At 62.1% G+C, this 21255-nt stretch carries 21 protein-coding genes; 4 read left to right on the top strand and 17 right to left on the bottom strand.

Annotation, left to right across the window (positions count from 1 at the left end; all coding sequences use genetic code 11):
* Positions 1-7 precede the first annotated feature (7 nt).
* From nuoI to RAS12_RS15725, 10 genes are all read right to left on the bottom strand, one after another.
* On the bottom strand, positions 8-496 hold the full coding sequence (gene nuoI, locus RAS12_RS15680; protein WP_306936903.1) for an NADH-quinone oxidoreductase subunit NuoI: 489 nt from the start codon (positions 494-496) through the stop codon (positions 8-10).
* A gap of 21 nt (positions 497-517) precedes the next feature.
* Complete coding sequence (gene nuoH, locus RAS12_RS15685; protein WP_306936905.1) at positions 518-1591, bottom strand: NADH-quinone oxidoreductase subunit NuoH; 1074 nt, start codon at positions 1589-1591, stop codon at positions 518-520.
* Positions 1591-3918, bottom strand: coding sequence for an NADH-quinone oxidoreductase subunit NuoG (gene nuoG, locus RAS12_RS15690; RefSeq protein ID WP_306936907.1), 2328 nt, complete (start codon positions 3916-3918; stop codon positions 1591-1593). The genes nuoH and nuoG overlap by 1 nt, the downstream gene beginning before the upstream one ends.
* A gap of 15 nt (positions 3919-3933) precedes the next feature.
* Positions 3934-5301, bottom strand: a complete 1368-nt coding sequence (gene nuoF, locus RAS12_RS15695) for an NADH-quinone oxidoreductase subunit NuoF (RefSeq protein WP_306936909.1) — start codon at positions 5299-5301, stop codon at positions 3934-3936.
* Positions 5298-5792 (bottom strand): NADH-quinone oxidoreductase subunit NuoE, encoded by a 495-nt coding sequence (nuoE, locus tag RAS12_RS15700; RefSeq protein WP_100857383.1) that lies wholly within the window; start codon positions 5790-5792, stop codon positions 5298-5300. Before nuoE ends, nuoF begins: the two co-directional genes overlap by 4 nt.
* Before the next feature lie 47 nt (positions 5793-5839).
* Complete coding sequence (locus RAS12_RS15705) at positions 5840-7096, bottom strand: NADH-quinone oxidoreductase subunit D (protein ID WP_306936910.1); 1257 nt, start codon at positions 7094-7096, stop codon at positions 5840-5842.
* A 3-nt stretch (positions 7097-7099) separates the two neighbouring features.
* Positions 7100-7726 carry an NADH-quinone oxidoreductase subunit C gene (locus RAS12_RS15710; protein ID WP_306936912.1) on the bottom strand — a complete coding sequence of 209 codons (627 nt, stop codon included), beginning with the start codon at positions 7724-7726 and terminating at the stop codon, positions 7100-7102.
* 76 nt (positions 7727-7802) lie between these two features.
* Positions 7803-8279 carry a NuoB/complex I 20 kDa subunit family protein gene (locus RAS12_RS15715; RefSeq protein ID WP_006217960.1) on the bottom strand — a complete coding sequence of 159 codons (477 nt, stop codon included), beginning with the start codon at positions 8277-8279 and terminating at the stop codon, positions 7803-7805.
* 40 nt (positions 8280-8319) lie between these two features.
* Positions 8320-8679, bottom strand: a complete 360-nt coding sequence (locus RAS12_RS15720; protein WP_006217959.1) for an NADH-quinone oxidoreductase subunit A — start codon at positions 8677-8679, stop codon at positions 8320-8322.
* A gap of 299 nt (positions 8680-8978) precedes the next feature.
* Entirely contained in the window at positions 8979-10094 is a 1116-nt protein-coding gene (locus RAS12_RS15725) for a porin (protein ID WP_306936929.1), read from the bottom strand.
* 461 nt (positions 10095-10555) lie between these two features.
* On the opposite strand from RAS12_RS15725, the gene RAS12_RS15730 reads away from it, so the two are divergent.
* Genes RAS12_RS15730 through RAS12_RS15740 form a run of 3 tightly spaced genes read left to right on the top strand, consistent with a single transcriptional unit; the run spans position 10556 to position 12044 of the window.
* Positions 10556-11170, top strand: a complete 615-nt coding sequence (locus RAS12_RS15730; RefSeq protein WP_306936930.1) for a TetR/AcrR family transcriptional regulator — start codon at positions 10556-10558, stop codon at positions 11168-11170.
* Positions 11167-11610, top strand: a complete 444-nt coding sequence (locus RAS12_RS15735; protein WP_306936932.1) for a PaaI family thioesterase — start codon at positions 11167-11169, stop codon at positions 11608-11610. The genes RAS12_RS15730 and RAS12_RS15735 overlap by 4 nt, the downstream gene beginning before the upstream one ends.
* The gene (locus RAS12_RS15740) at positions 11607-12044 is read left to right on the top strand and encodes an NAD(P)-binding domain-containing protein (protein ID WP_306936934.1); all 438 of its coding nucleotides are present in this window, start codon (positions 11607-11609) and stop codon (positions 12042-12044) included. The genes RAS12_RS15735 and RAS12_RS15740 overlap by 4 nt, the downstream gene beginning before the upstream one ends.
* On the opposite strand, the gene RAS12_RS15745 is transcribed toward RAS12_RS15740, so the two are convergent.
* The 7 genes from RAS12_RS15745 to axyZ all read right to left on the bottom strand — a co-directional run bounded on the left by RAS12_RS15745 (position 12009) and on the right by axyZ (position 19853).
* On the bottom strand, positions 12009-12782 hold the full coding sequence (locus RAS12_RS15745) for a phosphatase PAP2 family protein (protein ID WP_306936936.1): 774 nt from the start codon (positions 12780-12782) through the stop codon (positions 12009-12011). The two genes, RAS12_RS15740 and RAS12_RS15745, sit on opposite strands and share 36 nt — an antisense overlap.
* A gap of 43 nt (positions 12783-12825) precedes the next feature.
* A complete protein-coding gene (locus RAS12_RS15750; RefSeq protein ID WP_306936939.1) occupies positions 12826-13617 on the bottom strand; it encodes a metallophosphoesterase family protein in 792 nt (263 codons plus the stop codon).
* Complete coding sequence (locus RAS12_RS15755) at positions 13614-14588, bottom strand: diacylglycerol/lipid kinase family protein (protein ID WP_306951471.1); 975 nt, start codon at positions 14586-14588, stop codon at positions 13614-13616. Before RAS12_RS15755 ends, RAS12_RS15750 begins: the two co-directional genes overlap by 4 nt.
* A gap of 95 nt (positions 14589-14683) precedes the next feature.
* The gene (locus tag RAS12_RS15760) at positions 14684-16483 is read right to left on the bottom strand and encodes a gamma-glutamyltransferase family protein (RefSeq protein ID WP_306936941.1); all 1800 of its coding nucleotides are present in this window, start codon (positions 16481-16483) and stop codon (positions 14684-14686) included.
* 81 nt (positions 16484-16564) lie between these two features.
* The gene (locus RAS12_RS15765; protein ID WP_306936942.1) at positions 16565-18067 is read right to left on the bottom strand and encodes an ABC transporter substrate-binding protein; all 1503 of its coding nucleotides are present in this window, start codon (positions 18065-18067) and stop codon (positions 16565-16567) included.
* Positions 18068-18289: 222 nt separating this feature from the next.
* Entirely contained in the window at positions 18290-19186 is an 897-nt protein-coding gene (locus RAS12_RS15770) for a LysR family transcriptional regulator (protein ID WP_306936943.1), read from the bottom strand.
* A gap of 28 nt (positions 19187-19214) precedes the next feature.
* Positions 19215-19853: a multidrug efflux transcriptional repressor AxyZ gene (gene axyZ / locus RAS12_RS15775; protein WP_306936945.1), complete on the bottom strand. Its 639-nt coding sequence runs from the start codon at positions 19851-19853 to the stop codon at positions 19215-19217.
* Between the two features lie 229 nt (positions 19854-20082).
* On the opposite strand from axyZ, the gene RAS12_RS15780 reads away from it, so the two are divergent.
* Positions 20083-21252, top strand: coding sequence for a MexX/AxyX family multidrug efflux RND transporter periplasmic adaptor subunit (locus RAS12_RS15780; RefSeq protein ID WP_306936947.1), 1170 nt, complete (start codon positions 20083-20085; stop codon positions 21250-21252).
* The last annotated feature ends 3 nt before the right edge of the window (positions 21253-21255 follow it).

Consider the following 21255-nt stretch of genomic DNA (forward strand, 5'->3'; position numbering starts at 1 on the left):
CTGGGCTTCAACGGTAAGGAGCGTCGTCGGCCCGGCGGCGGGCGATGTCAGCTTCGTAGCGGTCGCCCACGGCGAGCAGCATGTCTTTGGTGAAATACAGGTCGCCGCGCTTTTCACCGTGATATTCGTGGATATGGGTTTCCACGATCGAGTCCACGGGGCAGCTTTCCTCACAGAAGCCGCAGAAAATGCACTTGGTCAGATCGATGTCGTAACGCGTGGTGCGGCGCGAGCCGTCATCACGCTGTTCCGATTCGATGGTGATCGCCAAGGCCGGGCAAACCGCTTCACACAGCTTGCACGCAATGCAACGCTCTTCCCCGTTGGGGTAGCGGCGCAAGGCGTGCAGGCCGCGGAAACGCGCCGACGTGGGCGTCTTTTCCTGCGGATAACGCAAGGTGACCTTGCGCTTGAAAAAATACTTGCCCGTCAGGCGCATGCCCTTGAGCAATTCGGCCAGCATCAAACTGCCGAAGAAATCTTTGATCGCTTCCATATCCTGCCTCTGCCTGGCGGCTTAGCGCCAAATGTTCCAGGGCGTCTGCATCCAGATCGCCACCACGACCAGCCAAACGCCGGTCAGCGGGATGAAGATTTTCCAACCCAAACGCATGATCTGGTCATAGCGGTAGCGCGGGAACGAAGCCCGGAACCACACAAACAACGAGACCACGAAGAACGTCTTCAGACCCAGCCAGATCCAGCCCGGAATCCAGGTCAGCGGCACGATGTCGATCGGGGAAGCCCAGCCGCCCAGGAACATGATCGATGCCATGCAGGACAGCAGAATCATGTTGGCGTACTCACCCAGGAAGAACAGGGCGAAAGCCATACCCGAGTACTCGACCATGTGGCCGGCCACGATTTCCGATTCGCCTTCCACCACGTCAAACGGGTGACGGTTGGTTTCGGCCACGATAGCGACAACGTAGATCACGAACAGCGGCAGCAGCGGCAGCCAGTTCCAGGACATGAACGTCAGGCCCTTATCGGCAAACCAGCCGCGGTTCTGAACGTTGACGATCTCGGACATGTTCAGGCTGCCAGACACCAGCAGAACCGTCACCAGCACGAAGCCGATGGCCAGTTCATACGACAGCATCTGCGCCGATGCGCGCAAGGCGCCCAGGAACGCGTACTTGGAGTTCGACGCCCAGCCCGCCACGATCACGCCGTACACGCCGATGGACGTGATGGCCATGATGTACAGCAAGCCGGCATTGACGTTGGCCAACACGATGTCAGGACCAAACGGCACCACGGCCCAAGCCGCCAGCGCAGGCATCAGCGTGACCACGGGGGCCACGACAAACAGCACCTTGTTGGCTTGGCTGGGGACGATGACTTCCTTCGTCAGCAGCTTGAACACGTCGGCAAAAGGTTGCAGCAACCCCTTGAAACCCACGCGGTTCGGGCCCACGCGAACGTGCATGGCGCCGATCATCTTACGTTCCCAGTACGTCAGGTACGCGACGCACAGAATGATCGGCACGGCGATGATCACAATCTTGATGAGGGTCCAGACAACCAGCCAGGCCGTCGGGCCCAGCAGAGCCTGCCCGTGGCCCTCAAGAACATTAAGCCATTCCATCAGGCACGCTCCACGCTGATTTGACCGAATGCGCCACCCAGGGCTGCGGTGTTTTCAAAGGCTGCGGAAATGCGCACGGCGCGATCGGCCACGGCATCATCCTGCACGGTTTCAAGCTCAACAGCGCCCTGCGAACCCGTCACGCGGACCTTGACCCCGGCCGTCAGGCCCAGGCTGGTAAGCGTGCGGCCATTCATGGCAGCGGCCGGCTTCTTCGAGGCCGGAGACGCTTGCAGCGGCTCCGAACGGCGAACCATGGCATCAGTGCGGTAGATCGGCACGTCGGCAACGCGTTCCAGACCGGTTGCGGCCTGACCCAGGCCCAGCGGGGCCTTGATGTCGTTGGACAGGCGGCCGTCGATGCCGCCAGCCAGCGCGGCGTCGCGCACGGATTCCGACGTTTCGTCGTCAAAACCAGCCAGGTGCAGGACGTTGCCCAGCACGCGCAGGACCTTCCAGCCCGGACGCGTCTGACCCAACGGCGTGACCGTGCCCTTGAAGCTCTGGGCCAGACCTTGCGCGTTGACGTAGGTGCCCGACGTTTCAGTGAACGGCGACACAGGCAGCATGACGTCGGCCCATTCGGCCGCGGCCGAGCGGTAAGGCGTCAAGGCAACTGCGAATTGCGCGCCACGCAGCGCGGCGATCGCTTGCTGGCCGTTATCGGCATCCAGCAGCGGTTCGGCGTGCAACACCACATAAGCCTTCAGCGGTTCGGCGAGCATGGCAGCGGCGGACTTGCCGCCCTTGCCCGGGACAGCACCGGCCAGGTAACCGCCGACGGTGTTGCCGCCAGAGGTCAGGAAGCCGAACTTGCCACCGGCCAGATTCGCCACGGCACGGCCGTTGGCGGCCAGGGTCGAGGCCTGGCTGCTTGCCACGGCCAGGTTGCCCAGCAGCACAGCAGTGTTGGCGCCGGAAGCCAGGCTGGCGGCGATGATCTTGGCATTTTCGCCCGGGGTGACCGAAGCGAATTCGGCCGGCACAGCCTGATCCTTGGCTTGCGCCAGGGCAACGGCCACTTCAGCCAGCGCGCGCGCCAGTTCGGACGGCGCCACCGTGATGCGGGCAGTCACGGGCATCAGAGGATCGTCAGCGGCGCTGTCGACCATCAGGATTTGCGTGCCGCGCTTGGCAGCTTGGCGCAGACGTTGCGCCATCAGCGGGTGATCCTTGCGCAAGAACGAGCCAACGACCAGGACGCGGTCCAGGTTGTCGAGTTCAGCGATCGGCATGCCCAGCCACGGTGCGCCCGTCAACGCGGCGTCAAAAGCCGGGTCGGTCTGGCGCAGGCGGAAGTCGATGTTCTCGGAGCCCAGCGCGCGGACCAGACGGCCCAGCAGCGCGTACTCTTCGGTCGTGGCGTATTCGGATGCCAGCGCGCCAATCTGGCCAGCGCCAAAGCTATCACGAACGCGCGACAGACCTTGAGCTACGGCTTGCAGCGCGTCGGCCCAGGAGGCCTCTTGCCACTTGCCGTCGGTGCCCTTGATCATCGGGGCGGACAGACGGTCTTCGCTATTCAGACCTTCGTACGAGAAACGATCGCGGTCGCTGATCCAGCATTCGTTGACGGCTTCGTCTTCGAACGGGACCACACGCATCACGCGGTCGCCCTTGACCTGGACCACCAAGTTGGCGCCCAGGCTATCGTGCGGGCTGACCGAACGGCGGCGAGCCAGTTCCCAGGTGCGCGCGCTGTAGCGGAAGGGCTTGGAGGTCAGCGCGCCCACCGGACAGATGTCGATCATGTTGCCCGACAGTTCGGACTCGATCGAACGGCCGACAAACGTCGTGATCTCGGAGTGTTCGCCACGGCCCAGCATGCCGAGTTCCATGACGCCGGCGATTTCCTGGCCAAAGCGCACGCAGCGGGTGCAGTGAATGCACCGGCTCATTTCCTCGGCGGAAACCAGCGGACCCAGGTCCTTGTGGAACACGACACGCTTTTCCTCTTGGTAACGCGAGGAAGAGCCGCCGTAGCCCACAGCCAGATCTTGCAGCTGGCATTCGCCGCCCTGATCGCAGATCGGGCAGTCAAGGGGGTGATTGATGAGCAAGAATTCCATCACCGACTTCTGAGCGGCGCGAGCCTTCTCAGAGCAGGTGTGGACGACCATGCCGTTAGTCACGGGCGTGGCGCAGGCGGGCAGCGCCTTGGGCGCTTTTTCCACTTCAACCAGGCACATCCGGCAGTTGGCCGCGATGGACAGTTTCTTGTGGTAGCAGAAATGCGGCACGTAAAGCCCGACTTTCTGAGCGGCATGCATCACCATGCTGCCTTCGGGCACTTCGACCTGATTGCCGTCGACGGTTAGTTCAACCATTGCTGTTCCTGAGACCTACAGATATTGCGGGACCACACAAGACTTATGCTCGATGTGGTGCGCGAATTCGTCGCGAAAATGCTTGAGGAAGCCACGGACGGGCATGGCGGCGGCGTCACCCAGGGCGCAGATGGTGCGGCCCATGATGTTGCCTGCCACGTTGTCCAGCAAGTCCAGATCTTCCGGACGGCCGTGACCGTTTTCGATGCGGTGCACCATGCGGTAGAGCCAGCCGGTGCCTTCACGGCACGGCGTGCACTGGCCGCAGCTTTCCTCGAAGTAGAAGTAAGACAGGCGCAACAGCGACTTCACCATGCAGCGCGTCTCGTCCATGACGATCACAGCGCCAGAACCCAGCATCGAGCCGGCCTTGGCGATGGAGTCATAGTCCATCGTGCATTCCATGATGATGTCGGCAGGCAGCACCGGGGCGCTGGACCCGCCAGGGATCACGGCCTTCAGTTTCTTGCCGCCGCGCATGCCGCCAGCCAGTTCCAACAGCTTCGAGAACGGGGTGCCCAGCGGAATCTCGTAATTGCCGGGACGTTCGACGTCGCCAGTGATCGAGAACAGCTTGGTGCCGCCGTTGTTCGGCTTGCCGACTTCCAGGTAAGCCTGGCCGCCGTTACGGATAATCCACGGCACTGCCGCGAACGTTTCCGTGTTGTTGATCGTGGTGGGCTTGCCGTACAGGCCAAAGCTGGCCGGGAACGGCGGCTTGAAGCGCGGTTGGCCCTTCTTGCCTTCCAGCGATTCCAACAGCGCGGTTTCTTCGCCGCAGATGTAGGCGCCGTAGCCGTGGAACGCGTGCAGCTGGAAGCTGTAGTCCGAACCCAGGATCTTGTCGCCCAGGAAGCCGGCGGCGCGCGCCTCTTCCAGCGCTTCTTCGAAGCGCTCGTAGACTTCGAAGATTTCGCCGTGGATGTAGTTGTAGCCGACGCTGATGCCCATGGCGTAGGCCGCGATCGCCATGCCTTCAATCACGATGTGCGGATTGAAACGCAGGATGTCGCGGTCCTTGAACGTGCCCGGCTCGCCTTCGTCCGAGTTGCAGACCAGGTACTTTTGGCCCGGGAACGCGCGAGGCATGAAGCTCCACTTCAGGCCGGTCGGGAAACCAGCGCCGCCACGGCCGCGCAGACCCGATGCCTTGACCTCAGCAATCACGTCTTCCGGCTTCAGGCCGGTAGTCAGGATCTTCTTCAGGGCTTCGTAGCCGCCGCGCTTGACGTAGTCTTCCAGGCGCCAGTTGGCGCCGTCGACGTCAGCCATGATCTGCGGCGTGATGTGCCGGCCATGCAGGCACATGGAGTTGGACGGGTCGTTCAGCGGGTCGGGCTCCAGCCCTTGCGCGAACTGTTTGTACAGATCCGGCGCGTTCATGCCGACTCTCCTTGCACCTTGAGGGCCGCGACCAGCGCGTCCAGCTTCTCGTCGGTCATGCGCACGCACATATGCTTGTTGTTCACGATCAGCACGGGGGAATCGCCGCAAGCGCCCATGCATTCGCCTTCAACCAGCGTGAACTGGCCGTCGGCGGTGGTTTGGCGATAGTCAACGCCCAGCTTGCGCTTGAGGTATTCACCGGCACGGTCGCCATCGCGCAAGGCACAGGGCAGGTTCGTGCAGACGGCGATCTTGTTCTTGCCGACGGGCTTGACGTCGAACATGTTGTAGAAGGTGGCAACTTCTTGGACCGCGATAGGCGGAACCCCAATGTAGTTGGCGACATCTTCAATGGTTTCGGTAGCCAACCAGCCCTTCTCTTCTTGCGCGATGGCAAGCGAGGCCATGATGGCGGACTGCCGCTGGTCGCCCGGGAACTTCGCGAGTTCTCGGTCGATTTTCTGGTAGGCCTGTTCGGAAAGCAGCATAGTTTGAATCCGGGTTATGCGGGCGTGCTCGTGACTGTCTGGGCGGATCAGCGATCGATTTCGCCGAAAACGATGTCCTGCGTACCAATGATGGTGACGGCGTCGGCGATCATGTGACCGCGCGACATTTCATCCAGCGCTTGCAGGTGGACAAAGCCGGGGGCCCGAATCTTCAGGCGGTACGGCTTGTTGGCGCCGTCGGACACCATATAGATGCCGAATTCGCCCTTCGGGTGTTCCACCGAGGCATAGGCTTCGCCGGGAGGAACGTGGAAACCTTCCGTGAAGAGCTTGAAGTGGTGAATCAGCTCTTCCATGTTGGTCTTCATGGCGGTGCGCTTGGGCGGTGCGATCTTGTGGTTCTCGATCATGACCGGGCCCGGGTTGTTACGCAGCCATTCCACGCACTGGCGGATGATGCGGTTGCTCTCGCGCATTTCGGCGATACGGACCAGATAGCGGTCGTAGCAATCGCCGTTCACACCCACGGGGATGTTGAAATCAAGCAGGTCGTAGACTTCGTAGGGTTGCGTCTTGCGCAAGTCCCAGGCCACGCCCGAGCCACGCAGCATCGGGCCGGTAAAGCCCAGCGCCTTGGCGCGATCGGGATCAACCACACCGATGCCCACCAGACGTTGCTTCCAGATGCGGTTGTCGGTCAGCAGCGTTTCGTATTCGTCCACGCAAGCCGGGAAACGGTTGGTGAAGTCTTCGATGAAGTCCAGCAGCGAACCCGAACGCGCGTCATTCATGATGCGCATTTCTTTGTCGCCGCGGTACTTGCTGGTGTCGCCGTACTGGGGCATCGTGTCCGGCAGGTCGCGGTAGACACCGCCCGGACGGTAGTAGGCCGCGTGCATGCGCGCGCCCGAGACCGCTTCGTAGCAGTCCATCAGGTCTTCGCGTTCACGGAAGGCATACAGGAACACCGCCATCGCGCCCACGTCCAGCGCGTGCGAGCCCAGCGACATCAGGTGATTCAGCAGACGCGTGATTTCATCGAACATCACGCGGATGTACTGCGCGCGCAGCGGAGCTTCAACGCCCAGCAGCTTTTCGATGGCCATGACGTAAGCGTGCTCATTGCACATCATGGACACGTAGTCCAGGCGGTCCATGTAGGGCAACGCCTGGATGTAGGTCTTGTGTTCGGCCAGCTTTTCGGTGGCGCGATGCAACAGGCCGATGTGCGGATCGGCGCGTTGGATCACTTCGCCGTCCAGCTCCAGCACCAGACGCAGCACACCGTGCGCGGCCGGGTGTTGGGGACCGAAGTTGAGCGTGTAGTTCTTGATTTCTGCCATGATTTAACGCCCCAAGCCGTAGGAGTCTTCGCGGACCACGCGCGGGGTGATCTCGCGCGGATCGATCGTGACCGGCTGGTAAATGACGCGCCGTTGTTCGGGGTCGTAACGCATTTCGACGGTGCCCGACAGCGGGAAGTCCTTGCGGAACGGATGGCCGATGAAGCCATAGTCGGTCAGGATGCGGCGCAGGTCCGGGTGGCCTTCGAAGACGATGCCATACAGATCGAAGGCTTCGCGCTCGAACCAGCCCACGGTCGGCCAGCAATCCATCAGCGATGCCACGATCGGGAATTCGTCGTCGGTGGCCCACGTGCGGACACGCAAACGCCAGTTGTTTTCGATCGACAGCAGATGAATCACCACAGCGAAACGCGCGCGGTGAATCTTGGTGCTGGTTTCCTCGGGCAGTTGGCGCGTGCCGTTGCCCCACGTCAGGTAGTCGACGCCACAGAGGTCGATACAGGTTTCAAACTGCAGACCGGCTTCGGTGCGCAGCTTATTGCAGACGGAGAACCACTGTTGCGCGGGCACTTCGAGCGTCAGCTCGCCCAACGCCTCGGTCAGCGCGATATCCGCGCCGAGGGTGGTCTGCAAATTGTTTTTCAGGGTTTCGAGCCTGGTCATCATCTTGTACGCTTAGGTGAACCGATACGCTGGTTTCGCAAGGCCTGCGGCAACGACTGCCGCGGGGCGAGGCAAAGCATCAGCGCGCAATCGTGTTGGTCAGACGAATCTTGTTCTGCATCTGCAGCAAGCCGTAGACCAGCGCCTCGGCCGTGGGCGGGCAGCCCGGCACGTAGACGTCTACCGGTACGATGCGATCGCAGCCACGGACCACTGAATACGAGTAGTGGTAGTAACCGCCGCCATTGGCACAGGAGCCCATCGAAACCACCCAACGCGGTTCGGGCATCTGGTCATAAACCTTACGCAGCGCCGGCGCCATCTTGTTGCACAGCGTGCCAGCAACGATCATCAGATCGGACTGACGCGGACTGGGCCGGAAGATGATGCCGAACTGATCCAGGTCATAACGGGCCGCGCCCGCGTGCATCATCTCAACCGCGCAACAGGCCAGACCGAAGGTCATGGGCCACATGGAGCCGGTCTTCGCCCAATTAAGGAACTTGTCGGCGCTGGTTGTGATGAACCCTTGCTTGAGAATGCCGTCTATAGCCATATTCGTCTCTGATAGCGTGCTGTGAAAAAAACCCGGCGGGTTATTCCCAGTCCAGCGCGCCCTTTTTCCATTCGTAGATGAAGCCGACGGTCAACACGGCTAGGAAAACCATGACCGTCCAGAAACCGACGAGCCCGACTGTGCCTTGGGCGATAGCCCACGGGAACAGGAACGCGATTTCCAGGTCAAAAAGAATGAACAAAATCGCCACCAAGTAGTAGCGCACGTCAAACTTCATGCGAGCGTCTTCAAACGCTTCGAAGCCGCACTCATAGGGCGACAGCTTCTCAGCGTATGGACGCCGCGGGCCAAGGAGGGAGCCGGCCGTTAGAAGCGCGAACCCGATAAGGGTGGCCACTACGATAAACAGCAGGACGGGAAAATACTGTTGCAGGTTCATTCAGGCGTCCGTCAAATGCGCAAACCTTAGGATTGTAGCATTCGCGTGGTTACTTCTGGCTGAACTCTGTAGCTTGAATAGCGGGTGAAAGACTGCATTCCTCAAATGGAACAATCGCAGTTTTCGAGACAGAACCCGAAGCTTACAGGACTCGCCCGGCACGCGCTCACAACAAGCGGACAATCCGTCCAGACAATGAGAAAAAGCCACCCCGAAGGGTGGCTTTTTTTACGAACGAGCCGAAGCCCGTTCGTTCGCTTTCGCACTAAATCCAGACAGGGCTTGCGCCCTGCGTTGGATTAGAAGCGGTGACGGATGCCGACGCCGACAGCGGTCGACTTCAGGCCGTCCACGAAGGCGTAGTTCTTAGCATACGAACCGTACGTGTACAGGTTGGTGCGCTTCGACAGGTCGTACGTGTAGCCCAAGGAGAACACGTTGGTGGTCTTGTCGCCGCCAGTCAACTTGTCGTTGCTGGGGTCAACCATTTGCCACGAACCGAACAGGCTGCTTGCGCCGCCGATCGGGGCGGACAGGCCGACCATGTACGAGTTGGCCTTGAAGCCGTCAGCGAAGGCGTTCGAACCGAAGTTCACGCCGCCGATGTTGGTGTCAACCGATTGACCAGCGAACCAGCCGTCGGTCGTGCGAGCGTAGGCCAGAGCCAGCTTGACGACTTCAAAGTCGTACGAACCGCCGATGGCGTACTGACGCGGGGTTGCTTCGGTAGCAGCGTAAGACAGCTTGTTCGAAGCATTCAGTTGGTCATACGTCAGAGCGACGTTCACGGGACCATTGACGTAACGCAGGCCGGTCGTGATGGCGCGGGTGTTGTCGGCGGTCTTGAAGCCGGTTTGACCAGCGGTGTTGTCGTTCACGTTGAACGAGTAGCCAATACCGAACTGGAAGCCGCTGAACGACGGGGTCTGATACATGACCATGTTGTCGTAGCGGTTGGTGTTGGCGGCGCTCAGAGCCACGCCGATGTTAGCTTGACCGAAGCCAGCGCCAAACGGATCGATCGAGCCGAAGTACTTCGACGCGATGTTGGTTTGACGACCGAAGTCCAGTTGGCCCCAGCTGTCGCTGGCCAGACCGACGGTGGCTTGACGACCGAACAGGCGGCCGCCTTGAGCGGAATTGCCGTTACCGGAGTTGAAACCCGATTCCAGTTGGAAAACAGCGCGCAAGCCGTCACCCAGGTCTTCCGAACCACGCAGACCCCAGCGCGAACCGTTCTGGACGCCGTTGATCATGCCAAAACGGCTGCCATTGGCGGACTCAACGGCCGAGCCGCTGATCTTGTTGTAGCCGAGGCCCGTGTCGATGATGCCGTACAGGGTGACAGACGTTTCTGCCTGGGCGACACCGGCAAAACCGGCGAGCAGGGCGGCAGCGAGCAGAGTCTTTTTCATTTAAGAAATCTCCGTTGATTTGAGTGACAAGAGCAGCAATCCAGCAAACCAGCCTGCCGCCCCCCTAACTCCGCGAAGGGAAGTTGACGCTATTGCATCAAAAATCGAGGGGGCTGGCTATGGTCAGCGTCAGAAAAGTGCTGGTTTACCGTGCCCGTGTTGGGATCTTGCAACATCGGGCAGGTGCACCGGCAAAGCTGCTAGGGCTAACCCGAAGCAAAACACACAAGCAAGTATCCATGCGTCTTTCAGCCCTGCCCCCAATTATCCACCACGAAATTGCGACCGGCTTTCAGGCTGCTTTCTGCGTGTTGTCGATCCGCTTTGAAGCCTTTCTGGCATCGCTCCCAACCGTGAACTCGGGATGGGCTCGTAAGACTTCAATCAGCAGATAACGTTGTTATTAATAAAAATCATCGATATGATCGACGCCATCCGATGCTCCTGAATTTTGGACCTTCATGCCCACCTCTTCCGCCCGCGCCGACCGCAATGAACGCCTAAGCGCATTACGCCGGCAATTGATCCTGGATGCCGCCCAACGGGTGTTCGAACGCGACGGACTGGAAAAAACCACGATCCGGGCGATTGCCAAAGAGGCGGGCTGCACCACGGGCGCCATTTATCCGTGGTTCGCCGGCAAGGAAACCATTTACGGGGCATTGCTGGACGAATCGCTTCAACGATTGCACTCACATCTGGCCGACATTGCCCGCGCGGGTAGTGCACGAATGTCCGCCCGCAACACGATTCATGCGTTTTTTGGCTACTACGCCGAACGGCGGACCGATTTCTCGCTAGGTATGTACCTGTTTCAGGGACTGGGGCCGCGCGGCCTGGGGCGCGATATGGACGAAAAACTCAACGCCCGCCTGCGTCAATGCGTCGACCTGCTGGGTTTTGCGCTGGCCCGGACCAAAGCCTGGCCGCCCGAGGCCGTGGCCGTTGAACAGATGAACTGCTTCACCTATCTGATGGGGCTGTTGCTGTTGCTGCACACCCATCGCTTGAAGTCTCTGGACCAGCAAGCCGACGCCCTGCTGGACAACTATTGCCTCGCCCTGGAACAACGATGACCGCAACCGCCGTAGCCGCCAAGACAGATGCCCCACTGATCAGCCTGGCTGACTTCCACATTTTGCTGGCCGATCAGCATCCCTTTTCATTGCTGCTGGGCATTGACGTCGTGCACATCGGGCGCGGCACTGCGCGAGCCGTGCTGCCCGCCCGAGACGCCCATCAGCGGTTGGGAGGAATCGTGGCAGGACCGATGCTGATGGGTTTGGCAGACCTGGCGATGTACGCTGCCGTCGTGGGCGCTACCGGTCAGGCCCACGCGGTCACGGCCAGCCTGACCATCAATTTTTTGCGCAAGAGCCCGGCGGGCGCCATTTACGCAGATGCGCGGTTGCTGAAAGTGGGCCGGCTGTCTGCCGGCGAAGTGCTGCTGACTGGCGAGGGCTCGGACGAACCGCTGGCCCATATCGTGAGCACGTGGTCTGTGCCCAAGTCATGAGCTTGCGCATCAGCGTCGTCGGCATGGGCCGAACCGGCACCTGGGCCGCCCAGCGTTTGCTGGAAGCCGAACCGGATATTGCATTGACCGTTTATGACATCGAACCGGACCGGTGCGAAGATTTTCGCGGAACCGCCACGCTGGCTACCTCTGCCCGCGAGGCTCTGGCTGAGTCGGACACCATCGTGCTGGCCCTGCCCCGGGAACGGGAAATTGACCGCACCCTGGAACGGTTTAGCGACGGCGAAGTGACCGCTTCCGTGGCCGGCAAGCTGATCGTGGACCTGGAACCGCCCCCCGCCGAGCGCGCGAGCCAGCTGGACCAGGCGATCGTCAGCGCGGGCGGGCGCTACACCAGCGCATCGCGGTTGTTGGCGCAGAATGCCACCGCTCTGGAGTCACGACTGCTGAAAGCCTTGCTCCGGCCCGTTTGACGCCCGGCCGTGTTCAACCACGGCCACGCAAAGCGCCAGCCATGCCAGGCTGATGGCAAAACCCGCCGCCACGTCACTGGCGAAATGCACTTGCAGCAGGATGCGGCTGAGTCCTATCGCCATGATCAAGGCGGCGCTGATTGCCACGCAGGGCCAGCGCCAGGTCTGCGGCGCAAGCCGCCACGCCAGGTAGCAGGCTGTGCCATAGACCGCCATCGCGGCCGAGGCGTGCCCGCTGGGAAAACTCCAGCCAAGCGCGTTGGCGAAGCCGTGGTCGTGGTCTGGCCGGACGCGCTCAAAAGTATGTTTGAACAGCCAATTCAGCGCGCCGCCAACCCCTGTCGCTATCGCGCAAAACGCTGCCAGCCGCCACAGACGATGCCACAGCAGATAAAGCGTCATCGCGACAGCGAGCACCGTCAGCAAGTTGCGATCCCCCAGGTAGGTGAACCACGACAGCAGCCACAATAGCGAGCTATCCATAGATAGGCTCAACGCGCCGGCCAGCGCACTATCAAAAGCCACGACAGCGCCCTGCTGCCCCACCGCTGCCGCCAACGCCAGAAACATCAGCAGAGCAACACCGAATCCGGCGCCGAAGATAACGGCACGGCCGCGCCGGGACGCGCGGACATAGCCTTGCAATATCAACAACGCCGCCCCGCCGGACAACAGGGGTAGCGCGACCAGCAATTGAAGGGCATGGGCCGCAGCCCATGCCGCGTAGACATCGGTCATGAATTACCGTCGATAAAGAGTAAGCCCCGCCCCTGGACGCACGCTACAGCGTGACCAGTGTCTTGTCGACTGGCGCAAAAGCATGGGTTCCTGCGGCGTAGTCCCAACGCTCGACATGGCATACAGGGCCGTCGCCCTCGTCTTCACGCGTGATCACGTTGACCGAATTGGGCACGCTGCCCCGCACCCGGTGCGAGCAGGCGGTGCCCGCCTGAACAATCCAGCCCGCTGGCTGGCCTGCCGCAGTCAGCGGCAGCACATAGGGCAAATGGATATGGCCGCCCAGGATCAGGTCCACGCCCGCCTGTGCCCATGCCGCCAGCGCGCGCTCACGGCCGATCAGCAAATTGGACAGATCGGATTCAACCTTGGCGCGCACAGGATGGTGGGCGACCACGATTCTTAACTGGCCCGGCCGCGCCTGGCGCAGACGTTGCGCCACTCTGGCGATTTGACCATCGGAGATCTCGCCGTCCTTGCGGCGGCGCGGCCGGGTGGTATTGACGCCGATAGCTAACAGACCGGCATTCTCGAATACGGGTTCCAGCACCGCGCCCAACGCCCGCTTGTAGTTGCCGTAAGGATTGAGTGCCCGGGCAAACAGGTTAAAGAGGGGAATGTCGTGATTGCCCGGCACCGTCAGAACCGGTAGCGACAGGCGTTCGATGAACTTGCGCGCCGCCGCGAACTGCCCGCGCCGCGCCCGCTGCGTAATATCGCCACTAAGCACGACCAGATCCGGATTCAACGAACGGGCCAGATCCAGCGCGGCCTCGACCACGGGTTTACGTTCGGTGCCGAAGTGCGTATCGGACAACTGCAAGATACGCGTCATGAGCGATCCAGGTATTGCGAATCCGCCGGCACAACCAACGGCAGCCGGTCTTCAGCCACTTTGAATTCCAACGGGGTGTTCATCCAGGATATCTCTCCGTCCATCGCCACTTTGACGCGTTGACGCCCTCGAATGTGTACCGTCAGGCGATCGAAGGCGAAATTGATGACGTGCTCGGCATCCCCCAGGCGGCTAAGCAGACCGCGCAGCAGCAGACCATATAGCGCCAGCGTACCCACCGGCCGGGCGGCCATGGCCACCAAGCGGTTGTGTTCCAGTTCCTGGGACTCGATGCCGATGTGTTCAAGCTGCAATTTGTTGTTGCCGACCACCAGCGTCAACGAGCGCAGATCGCGGGCGCGCCCTTCGTATTCCAGTTGCAGCCTTAGTTGACGCGGCGCCCTCAGCAAGGTGACCAGCCCCGACCAAAGCGCCACGAGGCGGCTGCGGCCATACTTCTGTTTATAGGCCTCACGGTCTTCCAGCAGCTTCGGATACAGGCCCAGGCTGGCGTTGACCAGAAACAGGCGGCCGTTGAGCAGGCCGACCTGCACAGGCTGCACATGGCCTTGCAGGAAACCGCGCAGCGCGACTTCGGTGTCCTGCGAGATGCCGTAGCTGCGGCCGAAATAATTAAAGGTGCCCTGAGGCAGGATGCCGAAGGGCACGCCCTTGCCCAGCACGGTGCTGGCCACGGCATTGAGCGTGCCGTCGCCACCCGCCGCAATCACCACGCCATGCTCGTCCTGCGCGCTTTTGACGGCGCGTTCAGAGGTTTCGATCAGATGAGAGGGATCATCCACCGGCACCAGCGTATAGCGCCGGCCCGCCTCATCAAGAATGCGGCGTATGGTGTCCTGCAGGATCTGCGCGTCGCCGCGCCCCGATCCGGTATTGAGGACGATGAAGAGTGGTTCTTGTCCCGTCAGGGAAGGCGCCCCGCTTGCCGGGTGCTGCTGAGATGACGTCATGGGAGAAAGATAGCCCATGCGGGTAAAGCGCTGCAAGGCGGTTTCTTTCGCGCGGGCGTGACGCCCGCGCGAAAGAAACCTCGCCCGTGGCCCGGTCAGCGGCCGATGGCGTATGCCTGCATCAGACGCGGCGTGGCCGCCGCGTGCAAAAGCCCGTCTTCGTCACGCGAGGCCGCGGTCAGACGGCCCACGGACCATTCAGCCACTTCTTCGATCTGATGCCCGCGCTGGCGCAGGGCTTCGATGACCTCGGGGCCGAAGCTGGCTTCCACCGCCAGATGACCCGGCTTGCGGTCCCTGGGATAGAACGACGTGGGGAAATGCATGGTGTGCGACATGGGCAGGTCGATGGATTCCTGCAGATTCAAGCCGTGATGCACGTGGCGCAGGAAGAACATCAATTGCCATTGCTCTTGCTGGTCGCCCCCAGGCGTGCCGAAAGCCAGGTAAGGCTTGCCATCGCGCAGCGCCAGGGACGGCGTCAGCGTGGTGCGCGGGCGCTTGCCCGGGGCCAGCGTACCCGGCAAACCTTCTTCCAGCCAGAACATCTGGGCACGGGTATTCAAACCGAAACCCAGCTCCGGGATCACCGGCGAAGATTGGAACCAGCCGCCCGACGGCGTGGCCGAAATCATGTTGCCCCAACGGTCGATGACGTCCACGTGGGTCGTGTCGCCACGTTTTGCGGACGCGCGCATATCGGCCAGCGTGGGTTCATTGGTGGCGCTGCCCGGGGCCGAGACTTTGGACAAGCGTTCCAGCGTATCCATGACGCGGGCCACTTGCGCCTCAAACCCGGGCACCTGGCCGGGCAACAGGTCGTGCGACGCGGTCTCGCCGATCAGCACGCGGCGTTCGTCGTTGTATTCGTCTGACAGCAAATGCGCCAGCGGCACATCAATGAATGCGGGATCGCCGTAATAGGCTTCGCGGTCGGCGAAGGCCAGCTTCATGGCTTCCGTGACGCGGTGGACGAATTCGGCGCTATTGGGGCCGACGCCCGCCAGATCCATGTTCTTCAACAAGGCCAGCGTTTGCAGGAAGACCGGACCCTGGCTCCATGCGCCAGCCTTGGCCACGGTGTACCCGTGATAGTCATACGTCAGCGGCTTGTCGTAGCTGGCGGACCAGCCTGCCAGATCGTCCGCGGTGATGACACCGCGATGCGTCGTACCGCTTTCATCCATGACGTCGGTGTTGCGGGCGAACTTGTCGATTTCTTCAGCGATGAAGCCGCGATAGAACGCATCACGGGCCGCTTCGATCTGGCGCTCACGATCCGCGCCCACGCTTTCGGCTTCTTTCAGGACGCGGGTCCAGGTGCGCGCCAGGGCCGGGTTGCGAAACAGTTTGCGGGCCTGCGGCACCTGGCCGCCCGGCACGTAGACCTGAGCGGTCGTGGGCCAGTGAGTCTCGAAGAAGTCCTTCAAGCCGGCAATGGTGTTGGAGATGCGGGGCATCAGCGCATGACCGTGCTCCGCGTAATAGATCGCGGGTTCAAGCACGTCGCGCACGCGCATCGTGCCATGGTCGCGCAGCAGCAGCATCCAGGCGTCAAACGCGCCTGGAATCACCGTTGCCAGCAGGCCATTGCCGGGAATCAGCTTCAGTCCTTCGGCGCGGTAACGCTCCAGCGTGGCGGCAGCGGGCGTAGTGCCCTGGCCGCACAGCACTTCAACCTTGCCGGTGCGCGCCGAATAGAACACAGCGGGCACTTCGCCGGCCGGGCCGACAAGATGGGGCTCCACGACTTGCAGCACGAAGGCCGAGGCCGCACAAGCATCGAACGCATTGCCGCCGCGTTCCAGCAGCGACATGCCGGCCGCGCTGGCCAGCCAATGGGTGGAGGTCACGACACCAAAGGTGCCGAGAATTTCCGGGCGAGTCGTAAACATAAGGAATCCTGTGTAGCGGATGTCAGACACGCAGTGCCGGGGCACATGCAATAAGGCCCGCCCTTTTGGGCGGGCCTTGCTTTACTTCTTGGCGACAGTGACGCCCTTCAGGCGGATCAGGCCGTCAGGGTAAGGCACGAAGCCTTCCAGCTTTTTCTGCACGCCAAACGTCCACGGCAGATAGAACAGGTAGACGATCGGGCGCTGGTCTTGCATGGCCGTCAGCACCTGGTCGTACATCGCGCGGCGCTTGGCCGTATCGGCTTCTGCGCGAGCGTCGTTCAACAGCTTGTCGACACCGGCATCGCAGAACTTGCCGTCATTCAGGTTGCCCTTGCAGCTCAAGTACTGATGGATGTTGCCGCTGGGATCGACCCGGCCGGACCAGCCGCTTTGACCCACTTCGAAGTCGCCACGGGCCAGGGACGATTGCAGGGAAGCAAACTCCACCGGACGCAAGGTGATGTCAAAACCGGCTTCGGCGCCCATGGCCTGAACCAGCTCAAACACCTGTTGCATCGTCGTGTTGTTGCCAAAGGTGATCTCGAACTTCACGCGGTCAAAACCGGCTTCCTTCAAGAGCGCTTGCGCCTTCTTGGGATCGCGGCCTTTGTGTTCAAAGGCGGTGTTGTACGCAAAGCTTGCGGGCGGGAACGGCTGGTAGGCGGGCTGGAACATGCCTTCGCCGATCACCTGGTTCAGCACGTCGCGGTCAATGGCCAGATCCAGCGCCTGACGCACGCGCTTGTCTTTGGCCAGCGGGTTGTTGGCGCGCGCGCCATTGGCCAGGTTGACCGAAATCGACTGGAAGCCCAGGCCGGTCACGGGCGCGAGACGCAGATTGGCGTCGTCCTTCACAGCCTTGGCGTCACTGGGCGCCACGCGCTCAATGATATCCAGATCGCCCGCTCGCAGATTGTTCAAACGTACGGTGTTGTCGGGAATCGGCGTGTAGACCAGGCGGTCAAAGTGGTAATTGGCCGCATCCCAATATTTAGGAAATTTCTCAAGCACGATGCGGTCGTTCTGCACGCGCTCTTTGAATTGGTACGGGCCGGAGCAAACCGGCTTGCTGCCAGGATCTTTGTCGAAGGTGGCGGGCGACATCATCATGCCGGCGCGGTCCGACAACTGCGACAGCAGCGAGGCGTCGGGTTCGGACAGGTTCAGCACGACAGTGGTGGCGTCCGGCGCGTCAACGCTGGCGACGGTCACGAGTTCACTCTTGCGGTTGCTGTCAGGCAGGGTGCGGGCGCGGTCCAGGTTGGCCTTGACGGCCGCGGCGTTGACCGGCGTGCCGTCATGGAAGACCGCGTCGGTGCGCAGCTTGAACGTCAGCGTCTTGTTGTCCGGACCAACGGTCCAGGATTGCGCCAGCTGCGGCACGATCTTCAGATCGGGGGTGATATCGACCAGCTTGTCGCACAGCGACGCGAAGACGATACGGCCCACAAAGGTGCGGGCGCGCACCGGGTCCAGCACGTCCGGGTCGTCCTGCAAACCGATACGCAAGGTGGACTGGGCTTGCGCCAGTCCGCTAGCCAGCATTCCCGCCATGGCCATGGCGAGGCAAAGTTTACGCATGAATGATCTCCGTCGATTCAGGTCGGCCTGCTTCCCCGCACGCCGTGGGCGCACCGCCTGGCGAGGGGGAACAGACCCCGAGCCGTGCTGCATCGCCGGGCCCATCCCCCCGTTGCGCACGTTCTTGTTGGATTCTGCGCCAGGCGCGCGGCGATTGTATAGAGAGCCGGCTGTCGGAACGCTAAATTCCTGCAAGTGACGACCGCCTTGCGGACACGAGGCTCAGGGAAGACGGCAAGGCGCCGAGAAATCCACGGCGGCAGCGACCGCGTCGCCCATCCGCGCGACCAGCGGGCGGGAATCGTCCCGGCGGTAGTGGAAGGCGTAGGGCAAGACGGCCAGCTCCGGTTCCCCTGTCAGGACACGCAGGCTGCCTTCGGCCGCAAGCGCGTCGGCCCAATGGCTGGGCAGCAGCCCCACCCCTGTGCCTTCAATCAACAGCCCGGCAATGGCCCCCCAATTGTTGCAGCAGAGCCGTTCACCGATCGCAAAGCCGCCAGATAGCCAGTCGTCGATGATGCGGGTCGTGCCGGCCCCTGCCGGCAAGGTGACGAGCGGCAAACGGGCCAGCAAGGCAGGGGTCATGCGGGTTTCGCCGTCCAGCACCGCGGGTGACGCGGCCCAGGCAAACCGCGCATGGCCTATGGTCGTGGAGGCAATGTTCACGCGTGAAGAGCGGCCGGCGATCACGGCGAAATCGAGCTCTCCATCGGCTACGCGCTGCTCCAGAACCTGGCCTATGTCCACATAAGGTTCCAGCACCAGATCGGGATAGGCGGCGCGCACGCCACCAATCAGGCGAGGCAGCCAGGTCAGTGCCGTCAGTTCGCCGACGCCGAAACGGCAACGCCCGCGCAAGCCGGGAGATTCGGTCATGGAAGCCCGGACCTGATCGGCGGCGGCCAGCAGTTCGCGGGCCTGTGGCACCAGCCGCTGCCCCGCGCTGGTCAGCGCGGCCTTGTGACCGCTGCGATCGAACAACTGCTGGCCCAGTGTTTCCTCAAGCTCGGTGATGCGCTTGGACAAGGATGACAGCGACAGATGCAGCCGTTCGGCGGCCACGGCGAAGCTGGCGCAGGTGGCGGCCCAATAGAAGGCTTCGAGTTGCTTGAGGGTCATGCGCGGATTGTAGGGGCGCAGCGCCGCACTAGGCCAGGCGCGGCATCAGCAGGTGTGGCGACAAGCGCAACGTATCAATGCCGGCGCGCAACATGCGCTCGACCCGAGGCCAGATGTCGTCCTTCAGGCGATCAGACCAGCAGATGCTGTCGAACACGCCGTCCACAAGCGAGTGCAGATAAATATTGGACAGGGGCACGTCGAGCGCAGCGGGCAGATCTTCGCGCTGGACGGCCGCGCGCAGCAGCTTCTCGGACGTGCGCAACGCGTACCGCTCCCAGAGATCACGGCGGCGCAATAGCGGCGCGTTCTCGTCGTTGCGCTCGCACTTCAGGTACAGAATTTCCAGCACGCGCTGCGTCGATCCCGCTTCTGAATAAACCTGGATGAACTGGCGCATGGACACGTAGAGCGACTCCAGCGATTCGCCTTCCACGGGCACCTGAGTCAGCGTTGCGGCCTCGCCCAACGCGCGGTCGCACATGGCAATACAGACGTCGATCTTGTTTTTGTAATGGCCGTAGACGGCGCCCCGGGAGACACCCGCGTGATCAGCAATGTCGCTCATGGTGGTGCTGGCCACCCCTTTGGACAGGAACACGTGTTCCGCGCTATCCAGGATGCGATCGCGGGTGCGTTGGGACTCTTCTTTCGTCTTGCGGGCCATGCGGGAGACCTCCATTGAAAAAGGTTAGAAAAAAAGGCGGCCCACTGATGCTGGAGCCGCCTTTTCACACTGTTAAGAAGTGTGCAGCGCAAAGAATACTTTCGAACAAAGTAATCAATCAAGCGTGACGGATTAAATGATAGACTCGCCTCCCCACCGGGAAAATCCGCGCATTCCCGGGTCCGGAACCCCTGGTCCATCCCCTGGACCCACCACAACACAATAAAAAATGAAGCATCGAGCCATTCTCCGAACGCTCTCCCTATTTCCTGTATTGGTTCTTATTACCGCTTGCTCAAAGCCAGCGCCGGAAGACGAAGCCAAGGCGCCCGCCGAGATCGGCGTCATCGTGGCCGCAGCCACGCCTACCGCAGTCGTCACCGACCTGCCAGGCCGGCTGGAGCCCTATCGCGAAGCCGAAGTCCGCGCCCGAGTGGCCGGCATCGTGACTGAACGCCTGTACGAAGAAGGCCAGGACGTGGCGCGTGGCGCTGCGCTGTTCCAGATCGACCCTGCGCCTTTGCAGGCGGCCTATGACTCCGAGGCCGCGAACCTGGCGCGCGCTCAAGCCAGCTTGTCGGCCGCCGCAGACAAGCTGCGCCGCTACGCGGACCTGGTCAGCGACCGCGCCATCAGTGAACGCGATCATGCCGAGAGCGTGGCCGACGAACGGCAGGCCCGCGCCCAGGTGGCGCTGGCCCGGGCCAATCTGCAAAGCGCAAAACTGCGGCTGGGCTATGCCCGCGTCACCTCGCCCATCGACGGCCGGGCGCGCCGCGCCCTGGTAACCGAAGGCGCGCTGGTCGGCGAAGGCCAGGCCACGCCGCTGACGGTGGTGCAACAGATCGATCCCATTTACGTGAACTTCGCGCAACCCGCAGGCGAAGTCATGCAGCTGCAAAAACAGATCCGCGCAGGCGCGCTGCAAGGCGTGGCGCCGGATCAGGTGCAGGTCCGGCTGATACTGCCCGACGGTTCCGAATACGCGCGCGGCGGCACGTTGTCTTTTGCGGATCTGGCGGTAGACCCGGGCACGGACAACGTGACGATGCGCGCCCTGTTCGCGAACCCTGGCCGTGAGTTGCTGCCGGGCATGTATGTGCGCGTGCAGCTGGAACAGGCCATCAACCGCGACACCTATCTGGTGCCCCGCGATGCGCTGCTGCGCAATGCCGACGGCGCGCATCTTTTGGCCGCTGACGCGGCAGGCGAGTTGCGCAAGATTGCGGTGGTGGCGCACCGGCTGCAAGGCCCGAACTGGGTCATCACGCAAGGCTTGTCAGGCGGCGAACGCATCGTCGTGGAAAACGCCGCGCAACTTGCCGCAGGCCAAAAGATCAAGCCGGTCGAAAAAGCGGCGCCAGGCGAGCTGGCTGCCGTTGACGGCAAGAAGGGATAAACC

It is taken from the genome of Achromobacter seleniivolatilans (genome assembly GCF_030864005.1).
Taxonomy (GTDB): Bacteria; Pseudomonadota; Gammaproteobacteria; order Burkholderiales; family Burkholderiaceae_B; genus Achromobacter; species Achromobacter seleniivolatilans.

Coding starts and splice junctions, on each gene's coding strand:
- nuoI (WP_306936903.1), bottom strand. CDS start 496: ATGGAAGCGATCAAAGATTTCTTCGGCAGTTTGATGCTGGCCGAATTG.
- nuoH (WP_306936905.1), bottom strand. CDS start 1,591: ATGGAATGGCTTAATGTTCTTGAGGGCCACGGGCAGGCTCTGCTGGGC.
- nuoG (WP_306936907.1), bottom strand. CDS start 3,918: ATGGTTGAACTAACCGTCGACGGCAATCAGGTCGAAGTGCCCGAAGGC.
- nuoF (WP_306936909.1), bottom strand. CDS start 5,301: ATGAACGCGCCGGATCTGTACAAACAGTTCGCGCAAGGGCTGGAGCCC.
- nuoE (WP_100857383.1), bottom strand. CDS start 5,792: ATGCTGCTTTCCGAACAGGCCTACCAGAAAATCGACCGAGAACTCGCG.
- RAS12_RS15705 (WP_306936910.1), bottom strand. CDS start 7,096: ATGGCAGAAATCAAGAACTACACGCTCAACTTCGGTCCCCAACACCCG.
- RAS12_RS15710 (WP_306936912.1), bottom strand. CDS start 7,726: ATGATGACCAGGCTCGAAACCCTGAAAAACAATTTGCAGACCACCCTC.
- RAS12_RS15715 (WP_006217960.1), bottom strand. CDS start 8,279: ATGGCTATAGACGGCATTCTCAAGCAAGGGTTCATCACAACCAGCGCC.
- RAS12_RS15720 (WP_006217959.1), bottom strand. CDS start 8,679: ATGAACCTGCAACAGTATTTTCCCGTCCTGCTGTTTATCGTAGTGGCC.
- RAS12_RS15725 (WP_306936929.1), bottom strand. CDS start 10,094: ATGAAAAAGACTCTGCTCGCTGCCGCCCTGCTCGCCGGTTTTGCCGGT.
- RAS12_RS15730 (WP_306936930.1), top strand. CDS start 10,556: ATGCCCACCTCTTCCGCCCGCGCCGACCGCAATGAACGCCTAAGCGCA.
- RAS12_RS15735 (WP_306936932.1), top strand. CDS start 11,167: ATGACCGCAACCGCCGTAGCCGCCAAGACAGATGCCCCACTGATCAGC.
- RAS12_RS15740 (WP_306936934.1), top strand. CDS start 11,607: ATGAGCTTGCGCATCAGCGTCGTCGGCATGGGCCGAACCGGCACCTGG.
- RAS12_RS15745 (WP_306936936.1), bottom strand. CDS start 12,782: ATGACCGATGTCTACGCGGCATGGGCTGCGGCCCATGCCCTTCAATTG.
- RAS12_RS15750 (WP_306936939.1), bottom strand. CDS start 13,617: ATGACGCGTATCTTGCAGTTGTCCGATACGCACTTCGGCACCGAACGT.
- RAS12_RS15755 (WP_306951471.1), bottom strand. CDS start 14,588: ATGACGTCATCTCAGCAGCACCCGGCAAGCGGGGCGCCTTCCCTGACG.
- RAS12_RS15760 (WP_306936941.1), bottom strand. CDS start 16,483: ATGTTTACGACTCGCCCGGAAATTCTCGGCACCTTTGGTGTCGTGACC.
- RAS12_RS15765 (WP_306936942.1), bottom strand. CDS start 18,067: ATGCGTAAACTTTGCCTCGCCATGGCCATGGCGGGAATGCTGGCTAGC.
- RAS12_RS15770 (WP_306936943.1), bottom strand. CDS start 19,186: ATGACCCTCAAGCAACTCGAAGCCTTCTATTGGGCCGCCACCTGCGCC.
- axyZ (WP_306936945.1), bottom strand. CDS start 19,853: ATGGCCCGCAAGACGAAAGAAGAGTCCCAACGCACCCGCGATCGCATC.
- RAS12_RS15780 (WP_306936947.1), top strand. CDS start 20,083: ATGAAGCATCGAGCCATTCTCCGAACGCTCTCCCTATTTCCTGTATTG.